This window comes from Sphingobium sp. TB-6, from assembly GCF_012927365.1.
In the GTDB taxonomy this organism is placed as follows: Bacteria; Pseudomonadota; Alphaproteobacteria; order Sphingomonadales; family Sphingomonadaceae; genus Sphingobium.
On sequence record NZ_JABBGL010000007.1, the window covers coordinates 203,045 to 215,787 of the forward strand.

A 12,743-nucleotide genomic window follows, 5' to 3' on the forward strand; every position below is an offset into this window, starting at 1 on the left:
CCTGTCAGGCCTCGATCGAACTCAGCAACGGATTGTCGACGCGTGCCTGTTGCGCGGCCTGCGCCTGTCCCTCGGCGCGGGCGATATAGCCCTTGGATTTCTCGACCTCGTTCGACAGCGTGGACACCGTTGTCTTCATATTCTCCAGCGCCTTCAGCTTGAACGTGTCGATACTGTCCATCGTATCGTAGATATTCTGGAAGGCGCGTTGCAGCGTCTCGATCGGGATGGTGCTGGACGCCGCCTGTTCATGGATCTGCGCAGTCTGGGTCTTCAGCATCTCGCCGGTCGAATCGATCATGTTCGCGGTCGTCGTGTTGAGCGCGGTGATCTGTTCCAGCACCAGGCGCTGCCCGACCAGCGCCTGCGCCACGGTGACGGCGGTGCGCAGCGCGGCGACAGTGGTGGTGCCGGCGCGGTCCACGCCCTTCACCAGTTCGACATTGTTCTTCTTGACGAGGTCCAGCGCCAGATAGCCCTGCACCGTCACCGCCATCTGCGTCAGCAGGTCCTGCGTGCGCTGGCGGATGTAGAAAAGCGCGCTCTCGCGGATCGCCTTGGCCTTGGCCGGGTCCGCTGAATCCAGCTCCAGCGCCTTCGCCTCCAGCCGGGCGTCCAGCGTCTTGGAGATATGGATCATCTGCTCCAGACGGCCCATGGTCTGCCACATATTCTGCCGCTCGACATCGATGGCGGCATTGTCCTTGATCAGCACGTCCTTGCCGCTGGCCAGGCTGCCCAGGATCGAATTGATGTGGCTCTGCGCGCTTTTATAGCTGTCGAAATAATCGCGCATCCGGTTGCCGAAGGGGATCAGGCCGAACAGCTTCTTGGGCGCGGTCAGGCTGCCGCGCTTGCCGGGATCGAGATCCTCGATGGTTCGGCGCAGTTCGGCCAGATCGACGCCGACCTTGTTGTCGCTGTCCATGGCGCGCACCGGGCGGTCGAGAAAACGGTTGGAATGTCCCGCAGCCTCCGCGATTTCCTTGCGCCCCATATTGGTGAGCTGGTCGACGCGCTGCCCGAATTCGGGCGAATTGGCGTCCTGCGCGACCAGATCGTCGATGAAGGCATCGACCTTCTCGTCCAGCTTCGACCTTTTCTCGTCTTCCAAGGGCACCAGCCCCGCCGCTTTTTCGGGCGCGATCGGCGGCACCGGATCGGGCGGAGTGAGGTTCAGCGTGTCAGCGGTGGCGGTCGGCGCGGTCGAAGCCATGTCATCTCCCAGGGGCCATCAAGCGTTTGCACTGTTATATGTATATAGAACAGTCCGGCTGCAAGCCTGTGCCGCACGCTAAAGGCCTGCCCCCGCCATTGCAATCGCTCCTGCCCTACCCGCAAAGCTTGCCGCAGCGCGTCATTTCCTGTAGGGGCGCGCCCGATAGTCCTGGACAGGCGTGGTGCCCGCCGGGAAACCTTAAATCCCAAAGGCAAGACATGTCCCTGCGTAATATCGCGATCATCGCGCACGTCGACCATGGCAAGACCACGCTCGTCGACCAGCTTTTCCGCCAGTCCGGCACCTTCCGCGACAATCAGCGCGTCGAGGAACGCGCGATGGACTCGAACGACCTCGAAAAGGAACGGGGCATCACCATCCTGGCGAAGCCGACCTCGGTCGAGTGGAACGGAATCCGCATCAACATCGTCGACACGCCCGGCCACGCCGACTTCGGCGGCGAGGTGGAGCGCATCCTCTCCATGGTCGACGGCGTGATCCTGCTGGTCGACTCGTCGGAGGGCGCGATGCCGCAGACCAAGTTCGTGACTGGCAAGGCGCTGGCGTTGGGCCTGCGCCCGATCGTCGTCGTCAACAAGGTCGACCGCCCCGACGAGCGCATCCAGGAAGTGCTGGACGAAGTGTTCGACCTGTTCGTGACGCTGGACGCCACTGACGAGCAGCTCGATTTCCCGGTCCTCTATGCCTCGGGCCGCAACGGCTATGCCAGCGATAACCCCAGCCGCCGCGAGGGCACGCTGGAGCCGATGTTCCAGAAGATCGTCGATCATGTGCCGCCGCCGTCGCTGGATCAGGACGCGCCGTTCAGCTTCCTCGTGACGCTGCTCGATCGCGACAATTTCCTCGGCCGCATCCTGACCGGCCGCGTCCAGTCGGGCACGGTCAAGGTCAACCAGCCGATCCACGCGCTCGACATGGACGGCAATGTGATCGAAACCGGCCGCGCGTCGAAGATCATGTCCTTCCGCGGCCTGGATCGCGTTCCGGTGGATGAGGCGAAGGCGGGCGACATCATCTCGCTCGCCGGTCTGACCGTCGCGACCGTGGCCAACACCATCTGCGACACCTCGGTCAGCGTGCCGATCAAGGCGCAGCCGATCGATCCGCCGACCCTGTCGATGCGCTTTGCGGTGAACGATTCGCCGATGGCGGGCCGCGAAGGCAGCAAGGTGACGAGCCGCATGATCCGCGACCGTCTGGCCCGCGAAGCCGAATCGAACGTCGCCATCAAGGTGACGGAGAGCGACGACAAGGACAGCTTCGAAGTCGCCGGCCGTGGCGAATTGCAGCTGGGCGTGCTCATCGAAACCATGCGCCGCGAAGGCTTTGAACTCGGCATCTCGCGCCCCCGCGTGCTGTTCGGGGAGGATGAGAACGGCAACAGGACCGAGCCTTATGAAATCGTCGTCATCGACGTGGACGATGAATTTTCCGGCACGGTCGTCGACAAGATGAACATCCGCAAGGCCGAGATGACCGACATGCGTCCTTCGGGCGGCGGCAAGACCCGCATCACCTTCTCCGCGCCGTCGCGCGGCCTGATCGGCTATCATGGCGAATTCCTGTCCGACACGCGCGGCACCGGCATCATGAACCGCCTGTTCGAGAAATATGGCCCCCACAAGGGCAAGATCGAAGGCCGCAAGAACGGCGTGCTGATCTCCAACGGCGCGGGTGAGGCCAATGCCTATGCGCTCGGCCCGCTGGAAGAGCGCGGTATCCTGATGGTCGGCGTGGGCGAGGCGCTCTACGAAGGCATGATCATCGGTGAAAACGCCAAGCCGGAAGACCTGGAAGTCAACCCGATGAAGTCGAAGGCGCTGACCAACTTCCGCGCCAGCGGCAAGGATGACAGCATCCGCCTGACCCCGCCGCGCAAGCTGACGCTGGAGCAGGCCATCGCCTATATCGATGACGATGAAATGGTCGAAGTGACGCCCAAGAACATCCGCCTGCGCAAGCGCTATCTCGACCCGAACGAGCGCAAGCGCATGTCGCGGGCCAAAGCTGCCGCCTGATTGAGTTTTGAGAGGAAAAAAAGGGGCCGGTGTCGCGAGACGCCGGCCCCTTTTGCTTTGGGATGGTCCGGAAGGGCCATTTGCGGATGTTGATAATATCGTCATCCCAGCGAAAGCTGGGATCTCTTGAGGCTAGGTCGTGCGCTATCGCCTAAGATCCCGGCTTTCGCCGGGATGACGGAAATGATGTTCGCCTTCCACCCAAACATCCCTCAAACCTATTTGCACCCTCGTAAAGCTGCTGGCCTCCCCGCTGCGCCCTCTTTATGGTCGCGCCGTCTGCTCTTCCGCGAAAGCTTTTCATGCATCTTCTCATTGGCCTAGCCGGCATCGCGCTGATCCTTGCCATTGCCTTCGCCTTGTCCTCCGACCGCCGCGCCGTCCGGCCGCGGGTCGTGGGCGCGGCATTCCTGTTGCAGGCAGGCATCGCCCTGCTGGTGCTTTATGTGCCTGCCGGACGTGCGGTGATCGCGGGCATGTCGCATGGCGTGTCGAATCTGCTCGGCTATGCGCAGGCGGGGACGGATTTCATCTTCGGCCCGCTCGCCAAGCCGGAAATCGGCGGGGCCAGCTTCGCCATCGCCGCGCTGCCGGTGATCATCTTCTTCGCCAGCCTGGTGTCGATCCTCTATTATCTGGGCATCATGCAGCAGATCGTCCGCTGGGTCGGCGGCGCGATCGAGAAGGTGACGGGCGTGTCCAAGGTCGAAAGCCTGTGCGCCGCCGCCAATATCTTCGTCGGCCAGAGCGAGAGCCCGCTCGTCATCCGCCCCTATCTGGCGGGCCTCACCCCGCCGCAGCTCTTCGCCGTCATGACCAGCGGGATGGCGGGCGTGGCGGGCACCATCCTGGCGGCCTATGCCTCCATGGGGATCAAGATCGACTATCTGCTTGCCGCGAGCTTCATGTCCGCGCCCGGCGGTCTGCTGATGGCGAAGATCATGATGCCCGACGAGCCGGAACGCGAACCGGAACTGCCCTTGGGCGACCATCCCGACATCGCCCTGCCCGAAACACGCATCAGCGGCGCCGGTCCCGCCGCGCTGCTGCCCGAAGCGACGCCCGGCGAGCCGATGCCGCCCGCGACCCATGACGAGGAAAAGCCCGCCAATCTGATCATGGCGGCGGCGCAGGGCGCGCAGACCGGCGTGAAGCTGGCCGTCGCGGTCGGTGCCATGGTACTGGCCTTCGTGGCGCTGGTGGCGCTGGCCAATGGCATATTGGGCGGGATCGGCGGCTGGTTCGGCTATTCGAACCTCAGCTTCCAGCAACTGCTCGGCTATGTGTTTTCGCCGGTCATGTATCTGCTCAACATCCCCTGGAACGAAGCGCAGATCGCGGGCGGCCTGTTCGGTACCAAGGTCGTGCTGAACGAGTTCGTCGCCTATATCAATCTGGGCCAGGTGCAGGGCGCGCTGTCGCCCGCGACCATCGCCATCGTCACCTTCGCGCTTTGCGGCTTCGCCAATTTCAGCTCGATCGCGATCCAGATGGCCGTCACCGGCAATCTCGCGCCCAACCAGCGGCCAGTGATCGCGCGGCTGGGGTTGAAGGCGCTGGTGGCGGGCAGCCTCGCCAATCTCATGAGCGCGGCGCTGGCGGGCCTGATGCTCAGCCTGCGCTGATCGTTCCGATTCTATAACGAAAGTTCTACCCGCTGCCGGTAGAATCGGTTATGGTTAACCCATGGGGGCGAAACGCATATTCGGGCTGGCAGTCATGCTGTCGGCGGTCATGGGAATGGCGCCGGCCATCGCGCAGGCGCCAAAGCCCGGCACATTGGAAAGCTATAAGGACTGGACCATCGGCTGCGACAATCGCAACCGGTGCGAGGCCGTGTCGCTGTTGCCCGAGGGCGGCGATTGGCCCGATACGCCGGTCATGCTGGGCATCAGCCGGGATGCCGGTGCAACTACCGATCCCGAAATCTGGGTCAGCCGCGACGCCAAGGGGCGCGAGACGCTGGACTTCCTGATCGATGGCCGCAAGATCGCCAGCGCGGCGAGCGTGGATGGCGAAGCCAGCGTGCAGGGGCCGCAGGCGTCCGCGCTGGCCATCGCCATGGCGAAGGGCGGGGGCATGGAAATCCGCTCCGGCGCCAAGCGGATCGATCGGCCATCGCTGGCCGGGTCCGCCGCCGCGCTGCGCTATATGGATGCGAAACAGGGTCGGGCAGGAACGGTGGCGGCTCTGGTTGCGACCGGCCCGCTCGCCCGCAGCGCCGTGCGCCCCGCGCCTGCCATCCCGTCGATCCGGCGCGTCGCCGTGCCCGGCGGCGCGGAACCGCCTGCGCTCTGGCGCGAGGAATTGACCTCGCTTGGCACATTCACCGGCTGCGCCGATGAGATGAAGGACGCATCCTCTCCCCCCGATCTGTATCGCCTCTCGAAGACGGAGACGCTGGTATTGGTGCCCTGCGGCGCTGGAGCCTATAATTTCACGTCCGCCCCGGTGATCGCCACCGGCATAGCGGGGCGCCGGATCTTCCGCTTCGCCAGTTTCGATTATCAGCCGGGCTGGAGCGAGGATGCCGGCCATCCGATGCTGGTCAATGCAAGCTGGGCGCCGGAGACGTCCACCCTACAAAGCTATGCCAAGGGCCGGGGCTTGGGCGATTGCGGCGGCAGCGAATCCTATGTGTGGGACGGAACGCGTTTCCGTTTGGTCGAGGCTAGCGCCATGGGAGAATGCCGTGGCGCCTGGCACTGGATCACCACCTGGTCCGCGAAGGTCACCGAATAGGACCGCGAGCTGTGATCCTTTCTCATGTCTGGGCGAGGATCAGCGAAAACAGCCCGTCCGCATCGCTCCATTCTCGCACCGGCTCCCATCCGCCTGCGCGCAGCAGCAGCCTTTCGTCGCGTGCGCCATATTTATGGCTGCTTTCGGTATGGATCGTCTCGCCCGCCGCCATGCGGAAACATTGTCCCGCGACGTGGAAGTGCAAGGGCCGCACCGCCTCCAGATGCATTTCGATCCGCGCCTTGTCATCGTTCCAGACGGCGCGATGGACGAAGCCATCCAGCGGCAGGTCACCCTCCAGCTCGCGATTGATGCGGGCGATCAGGTTGAGGTTGAACGCCGCCGTCACCCCGGCCGCATCGTCATAGGCGGCGACCAGCAGATCGCGGTCCTTGATCCGGTCCATGCCGATCAGCAGCATCGACTCTTCCCCCAACAGCCGCCGCATCGCCCGAAGCAGGTCGACCGCCGCATCGGGTTCCATATTGCCGATGGTCGATCCGGGGAAAAAGCCGAGGCGCGGCAAGCCATCGATCGCGGCGGGCAAGGCCAGTTCGCCGTTGAAATCGCCCACCACCGGCAACACGGGCAGACCGGGAAAGGCCGATGCCAGTTCGGCGCTCGCAGCGCGAAGAAAATCGCCGCTGATGTCGATCGGCACATAGGCGGCGGGGTCGACGGCGCGCAGCAGATGCGGGGTCTTGCGCGAACTGCCCGCGCCGAATTCCACCACTGCCCGGCCGGTGCCGATGGCTTGGGCGAAATCCGGGCCATGCCGTTCCAGCAGCGCGGTTTCGGTGCGCGTCGGATAATATTCGGGCAGGTCGGTGATCGCCTCGAACAGTTCCGACCCGCGCCGGTCGTAGAACCAGATGGGCGGCGTCGCCTTGGGGTGGCGCGACAGCCCCTCGATAATGTCCCTCCGAAAAGCCGGATCGGGCGCGCGCAGCGGCAGCGTAGCGTCCTTAGTCAGCAGCATCGCCTCACAAATCCTTTGCCAGCCGCAGCCCGGTGAACTGCCAGCGTTGATGGGGGTAGAAGAAATTGCGGTAACTCGCCCGCATATGGCCGCGTGGGGTGGCACAACTGCCGCCCTTCAGCACGAACTGGCCCGACATGAACTTGCCATTATATTCGCCCACGGCGCCTTCCGCCGCCCGAAAGCCGGGATGCGGGCGAAAGGCGCTGCCGGTCCATTCCCACACATCGCCGTACATTTGGGTCAGCGCCGATCCGCCCTCCGGCGCGCGGGGGCGGGGGCAGGCGGGGCCGTCCAACTGGTTGCCGCTGGTCGGCGCGACGTTCAGCGCGGCGCTTTCCCATTCCGCCTCGGTCGGTAATCGCGCACCGGCCCAGCTCGCATAGGCGTCCGCCTCATACAGGCTGATATGGCTGACGGGCGCGGCGGGATTGACCGGCTTGCGGCCATCCAGCCCGAAGCGCGTCCAGCCCTGATCGCCGCGCCGCCAGTAAAGCGGCGCGTCTATCCCCTCGGCCCGGACCCAGGCCCAGCCATCCGATAGCCAGTGGGCGGGATCGTCATAGGCTCCATCCTCGATGAAGTTGATCCATTCGCCGTTGGTGATAAGCCGGTGCGCCAGGGCGTGCGGGTGGAGCACCGTCTTGTGACGGGGCGTTTCGCAATCGAAGGCGAAATCGCTCTTGCCGTCGTCACCGATCTCGACCAGCCCCTGCCGCCCCTCTATCCAGTGCAGCGGGCCGGGGACCGGCGCAGGCAGCGCATTGGGCGCGTCGAACAATGCGGGCTCCAGCGGATTGAGCGACAGCAGATGCTGCATGTCGGTCAGCAGCAATTCCTGATGCTGCTGCTCATGGTGGAGGCCCAGCAGCACCAGCGCCTGCGCATCGGGCATCAGCATCGGCAGGGCGGTGATCAGCGCCTTGTCGACATGCGCGCGATAGGCGCGGATTTCCTTGAGTGTCGGCCGGGTCAGCACGCCCCGCATCGGCCGGGCATGGCGCGGCCCCTCGGCCTCATAATAGCTGTTGAAGAGATAGGCGTAATGCGGGTCGAAGGGCTTGTAGCCCGCCATATGATCGCGCAGGACGAAGCTTTCGAAGAACCAGCTTACATGCGCCAGATGCCATTTGGCGGGCGATGCGTCGGGCATGGACTGGACGGTCGCATCGGCGTCGGACAGCGGCGCGGCCAGCGCTTCGCTCAGCGCCCTGACCTCGCGATAGCGGGTGATAAGATCGATCTGGCTCGGTGCTGTCCGGCTTCTGGCCATGCATGCCCCTCCGATACGGTTGCGCCGCTCTCGCGGGACAATCGCATGAAGGGGCGGTTAGGTTCCGACCGGGGTGCGTGGATATTGGGGAGGGCTAGGATTGGCCAATGCAAGCCATTGAGCGCATCCGTGTTCCTGCGAAGGCAGGAACCCAGTTCCGCCGTTTGTGGATCATCGCACCGTAGGGAACTGGGCTCCTGCCTTCGCAGGAGCACGATGCGCTTCAAGAAAAAGCGCTAAGCAGACCGTCCGCTTCCACCCAAGCCGGCCCCACCCCCGAATGTGACCCAAATCCCCTAACTATAAACGGAAGCAGAGGGCTTTTCGGCCCGCCGGATCTGATCGCGCCCGGACCGCTTGGCGCGGTGGAGCGCTTCGTCGGCCTGGTCGATCGCCGCCGTCACCGGGCCGCCGCGCCAGGCGCAAAGCCCGGCAGAAAAGGTGATCGGCTGGCCGTTTACCGCGCCGACCGGCTCCTGCCGCATCCGTTCCGCGATGCGGGCCAGCGACCAGCTCGCCTCATCCTCGATCGCGTCCTGATAGAAGATGGCGAATTCCTGGCCTCCCCAGCGGGCGACGATGTCGATGCGGCGGGTCTGCGACGACAGGCGCGTGGCGAAGTCCGCCAACAGGCGATCGCCGGCATCATGGCCCAGTTGGCCGTTGACCTGCTCGAAATGGTCGATGTCGATGATCGCGATGCATCCCCGGCGCCTGGCGAGCGGCAGCGCGTCGAGCTGCGCCAGGAAGCCGCGCTGGTTGGCGATGCCCGTCAGGGCATCCTCATGCGCGGCGATGTTCAGTTCGTCGACCTGTTCCTGCGTCATTACGGCCGCCCGGCGCATTCCGGAAAAGAGTCTGGAGATGATGTCGCTGATTTCAGGCAGGGCCAGCGCGCTTCGTTTCCTTACGGGTTCTTCCACCATCCCTTCCCGCTCATGGATCGGGTCCAGCAAGGCGCCGATGCCCAGCAATGCTCCTGCGGCGGCCGCCAAGGTGGCGAGCATCAGGATGATGAACTCCGCCCATGCGAACCGCCCCGTTGCCGCGCCCCAGCCGATATAGGCCAGCAGTGGCAGGTGCGTGGTGGCGAAGCAGAGCGCGAAGAGCCGGAACCGCAGGGCGCGGGGAAAGAGGAAGGAAGTTGCGAGGTAGAACTGCATCCCTGGACCCTGTCGTTGAAATCGAGGCCCAAAATTGGTGCGGCGTGTAAAGGGGGAATGAAGGAACAGGGTTAATGCCTGTTCCATGGACGAATCGTGCCCTTCAAGAGTCGAATGGTCAGCGGGAGGCGCCCGGCACCCATTTTACGTCGCCCGCGCCATTGCCGTTGAGGCGCCGGGCCAGCACGAACAGCAGGTCGGACAGCCGGTTGAGATAGGCCAGCGCCTGGGGATTGAGCGCCACCTCTGCTGCGGCGGCGGTCGCGCTCCGTTCCGCGCGTCGGGTGACGGCGCGGGCGAGGTGCACTGCTGCGGCGGCTGCCGATCCGCCCGGCAGGATGAAGCTGTCCAGTGGCGCCAGTTCGGCGTTCATAGCATCGATCTGCTTTTCCAGCCGCTCGACCTGGGACGCGACGATGCGCAGCGCCCAGGGCTCATCCTCCCCTTCGGGAATGGGTGTGGCGAGGTCGGCGCCCAGATCGAACAGATCGTTCTGGATGGTGGTCAGCCAGCCAGCATCCGGCGCGGCGCCGATCGCGACGATGGCAAGGCCGATGGCGCTGTTCGCCTCATCGACGTCGCCCACCGCCTGCATGCGCGGGGCATGTTTGGGCAGGCGCGATCCGTCGACAAGGCCGGTGGTGCCCGTATCGCCGGTACGGGTGTATATCTTGTTGAGCTTCACCATGACCGGCCAACCCCCGTCAACCGTTGCCCTTCATCAGCAGCAGGATGGCAACGATGATCACGGCCACCGCCTGGAACAGGATGCGGTTCATCATCATCCTGTTCTGCTTGAGGCTGGATTGGCTTGGCCCGCCCTCGGGCGAGTTCAACTGTTCCTTGCTTGCCTGCAGAAAGGCGACGATCCCCCGGATCAGCGCGAACAGGGTGGCGCCCATGGCCAGGATCAGGGCGATGACGAGAAGGGTGTTCATGTCATGAATCTAGGCTGTCGCCAGAGAAATGCCAATCGGAAAGCGCATATGGCGAAGGTCGTCGGCCAGACGCCGTGGATCGGCGCCTTGCGCCCGCAGATCGGCCAGCGCGATCGACCCGTCGCGCTTGGCCAACCGCCTGCCGTCCGGCCCCAATAGCAAGGGATGGTGGATATAGGCGGGTGAGGGCAGGTCGAGCAGTGCCTGAATCAGCCGGTGAATATCCGTCGCGTCCCGCAGATCGTCGCCGCGCAGCACATGGGTCACGCCCATCGCCGCATCGTCCAGCGTGCAGGACAGGTGGTAGCTGGCGGGGGCATCCTTGCGCGCCAGCACGACGTCGCCTGCCGCGATCGGTCTGGCTCCGATCACCTGCGCCTGTAACCCATCTTCCAGCGGAAAGGGCAGCGCGTTCCAGCTCACAGACCCCACTCGTTCCACTGCCTGCGCCATATCGATCCGCCACGCATGCGGCTCGCCCGCCGCGATCCGCCGCGCCCGTTCCCCCTCGGCTAACCCTCTGCACGTCCCCGGATAGACCGGCCCTTCCGGTCCATGCGGCGCCATGGCGCTTGCCGCGATATCGGCGCGGGTGCAGAAGCAGGGATAGAGCAATCCCATCGCCTCCAGCCGCCGCAACGCCGCTTCATAATGGTCCAGACGCGCCGACTGAAAGACGATCTCGCCGTCCCATGCGACGCCCAGCCAGTGCAGATCCTCGACGATCCCGGCGACATGTTCCGGCCGGCTGCGGGTGCCGTCGATATCCTCGATCCGGAGGCGGAATGATCCGCCTTGCGCGCGGGCCATGTCCATGGCCAGCAATGCCGACCAGGCGTGTCCGACATGCAACCTACCGGTTGGGCTCGGTGCGAAGCGAGTCACCATATACTGTGGTCTGGGGGATTGAATCATACTGGCCCTTGACGGGATGGGGTCGTTAATGCTGTCATGCTCCCGTCACGTTTCTGGTCAATCAGAGCGGAGGCAAAGGGGGTTGAAGGGTAATATATGTACCATCCCGACCTGATACGACATCCGGAAAACTGTCCGGCCCTGGTCTTGAATGCAGACTACACGCCGTTAAGCTATTATCCGTTGAGCCTCTGGCCTTGGCAAACCGCTATCAAGGCGGTTTTTTTGGATCGGGTGGACATCGTCGCCAGCTATGAGCGGCAGGTGCACAGCCCCAGCATCCAGATGCAGATTCCCTCGGTGATCGCGCTGAAGCAATATGTGAAGCCGTCGGAACATCCCGCCTTCACCCGGTTCAACCTGTTCCTGCGCGACAAGTTCGCCTGCCAATATTGCGGTTCGCAAAGCGACCTGACCTTCGACCATGTCATACCGCGCCGCGCCGGCGGGCGCACGACCTGGGAAAATGTCGCCACGGCCTGCTCCCCCTGCAACCTCAAGAAAGGCGGCCGCACGCCCAAGGAAGCGCATATGCAATTGCACGTGACGCCGATCCGCCCGACAAGCTGGCAATTGCAGGAGCATGGCCGCGCCTTCCCGCCCAATTATCTGCACGAAAGCTGGCACGACTGGCTTTATTGGGATGTGGAACTGCTGGCGTGACAATCCCCCTTCCTTGAAAGGGAAGGGAGATGGCCGTTTTCACGACATTGCCGGAATCCAGTCCAGATCCATATCCTTGTGCCGGTTGGTATAGTGGCCGATCTCCTCCAGCCGCGCCATGTCGAGCAGGGTGATCCGACCATTGGCCCGCCCGATCAGCCCTTCCTGCTCCATCTGCCGGATCATCCGGTTCACATGGACGGAGGTGAGGCCGATCGCGTCGCCAATCTCCTCCTGCGTCAGTTTGAGGTCGAAGCTGTCGACGATGCCGTCGTCCGTCACGCGCAATCGATCGAAAATATCGAGCAGGAAGGACGCGACCCGCGCCTTGGCCGAGGTCCGCCCCAATGAGGCGAGCCGGTCCGTCAGCGCGACGCGCTCCGCATTGGACAGCAGGAACAGCAGCGCCGCGACCCGCGGATATTCCTCCAGCAGACGCCGCAAGGCATGTTTGTCGAACGGACAGATGATCGCATCGGACAGGGCCACCAGCGATTCCGGCGCCTTGCTGTAGATGGTGCTGGCCGACCCGATGAAATCGCCCGGAAAATAGACGCGCAATATCTGTCGGCTGCCGTCGGGCAGGATGACGAAGCTCATCACCCGTCCTTCGCGCAGGACGAACAGTTCCGTGACCGTATCATTGACCCGCTGGATCATCGCGCCGCGCTTTACCTTGCGGGGATTTTCCTCAAGCCGGGCAAGCGCTTTCTTTTCTGCATCGGACAGAGGCACATGCTTCGCCAACCTGTCCGCGAAACAACTTGTTGCCACCAAAAACACCTTTTTGCTTACATTGTCGTTACGATGGC

The 12,743-nt window shown here is 64.0% G+C and carries 12 protein-coding genes; 4 read left to right on the plus strand and 8 right to left on the minus strand.

Annotated elements, in window-relative coordinates:
* Positions 1-4: 4 nt before the first annotated feature.
* Positions 5-1,216: a toxic anion resistance protein gene (locus HHL26_RS12140; RefSeq protein WP_066560667.1), complete on the minus strand. Its 1,212-nt coding sequence runs from the start codon at positions 1,214-1,216 to the stop codon at positions 5-7.
* A gap of 221 nt (positions 1,217-1,437) precedes the next feature.
* Here HHL26_RS12140 and typA point away from each other — a divergent pair, with 221 nt between their 5' ends.
* The 3 genes from typA to HHL26_RS12155 all read left to right on the plus strand — a co-directional run bounded on the left by typA (position 1,438) and on the right by HHL26_RS12155 (position 6,000).
* Positions 1,438-3,258, plus strand: coding sequence for a translational GTPase TypA (gene typA, locus HHL26_RS12145; RefSeq protein WP_066560665.1), 1,821 nt, complete (start codon positions 1,438-1,440; stop codon positions 3,256-3,258).
* A gap of 302 nt (positions 3,259-3,560) precedes the next feature.
* Complete coding sequence (locus tag HHL26_RS12150) at positions 3,561-4,883, plus strand: NupC/NupG family nucleoside CNT transporter (protein ID WP_066560663.1); 1,323 nt, start codon at positions 3,561-3,563, stop codon at positions 4,881-4,883.
* 61 nt (positions 4,884-4,944) lie between these two features.
* Entirely contained in the window at positions 4,945-6,000 is a 1,056-nt protein-coding gene (locus HHL26_RS12155) for a DUF1176 domain-containing protein (protein ID WP_066560656.1), read from the plus strand.
* Between the two features lie 22 nt (positions 6,001-6,022).
* Here HHL26_RS12155 and egtD read toward each other — a convergent pair whose 3' ends face one another.
* The 6 genes from egtD to gluQRS form a co-directional block, all read right to left on the minus strand.
* Positions 6,023-6,979 carry an L-histidine N(alpha)-methyltransferase gene (gene egtD, locus HHL26_RS12160; RefSeq protein WP_066560654.1) on the minus strand — a complete coding sequence of 319 codons (957 nt, stop codon included), beginning with the start codon at positions 6,977-6,979 and terminating at the stop codon, positions 6,023-6,025.
* A 4-nt stretch (positions 6,980-6,983) separates the two neighbouring features.
* Positions 6,984-8,252 (minus strand): ergothioneine biosynthesis protein EgtB, encoded by a 1,269-nt coding sequence (gene egtB / locus HHL26_RS12165; protein ID WP_066560653.1) that lies wholly within the window; start codon positions 8,250-8,252, stop codon positions 6,984-6,986.
* A gap of 296 nt (positions 8,253-8,548) precedes the next feature.
* Positions 8,549-9,415, minus strand: a complete 867-nt coding sequence (locus HHL26_RS12170) for a GGDEF domain-containing protein (protein ID WP_066560652.1) — start codon at positions 9,413-9,415, stop codon at positions 8,549-8,551.
* Between the two features lie 118 nt (positions 9,416-9,533).
* Complete coding sequence (locus HHL26_RS12175) at positions 9,534-10,103, minus strand: cob(I)yrinic acid a,c-diamide adenosyltransferase (protein WP_066560646.1); 570 nt, start codon at positions 10,101-10,103, stop codon at positions 9,534-9,536.
* A gap of 16 nt (positions 10,104-10,119) precedes the next feature.
* Positions 10,120-10,353, minus strand: coding sequence for a twin transmembrane helix small protein (locus HHL26_RS12180; RefSeq protein ID WP_066560645.1), 234 nt, complete (start codon positions 10,351-10,353; stop codon positions 10,120-10,122).
* A gap of 9 nt (positions 10,354-10,362) precedes the next feature.
* The gene (gene gluQRS / locus HHL26_RS12185) at positions 10,363-11,241 is read right to left on the minus strand and encodes a tRNA glutamyl-Q(34) synthetase GluQRS (RefSeq protein ID WP_237229850.1); all 879 of its coding nucleotides are present in this window, start codon (positions 11,239-11,241) and stop codon (positions 10,363-10,365) included.
* Positions 11,242-11,364: 123 nt separating this feature from the next.
* On the opposite strand from gluQRS, the gene HHL26_RS12190 reads away from it, so the two are divergent.
* The gene (locus HHL26_RS12190; RefSeq protein WP_066560643.1) at positions 11,365-11,931 is read left to right on the plus strand and encodes an HNH endonuclease; all 567 of its coding nucleotides are present in this window, start codon (positions 11,365-11,367) and stop codon (positions 11,929-11,931) included.
* 39 nt (positions 11,932-11,970) lie between these two features.
* On the opposite strand, the gene HHL26_RS12195 is transcribed toward HHL26_RS12190, so the two are convergent.
* The gene (locus HHL26_RS12195) at positions 11,971-12,708 is read right to left on the minus strand and encodes a Crp/Fnr family transcriptional regulator (RefSeq protein ID WP_066562060.1); all 738 of its coding nucleotides are present in this window, start codon (positions 12,706-12,708) and stop codon (positions 11,971-11,973) included.
* Positions 12,709-12,743: the final 35 nt, after the last annotated feature.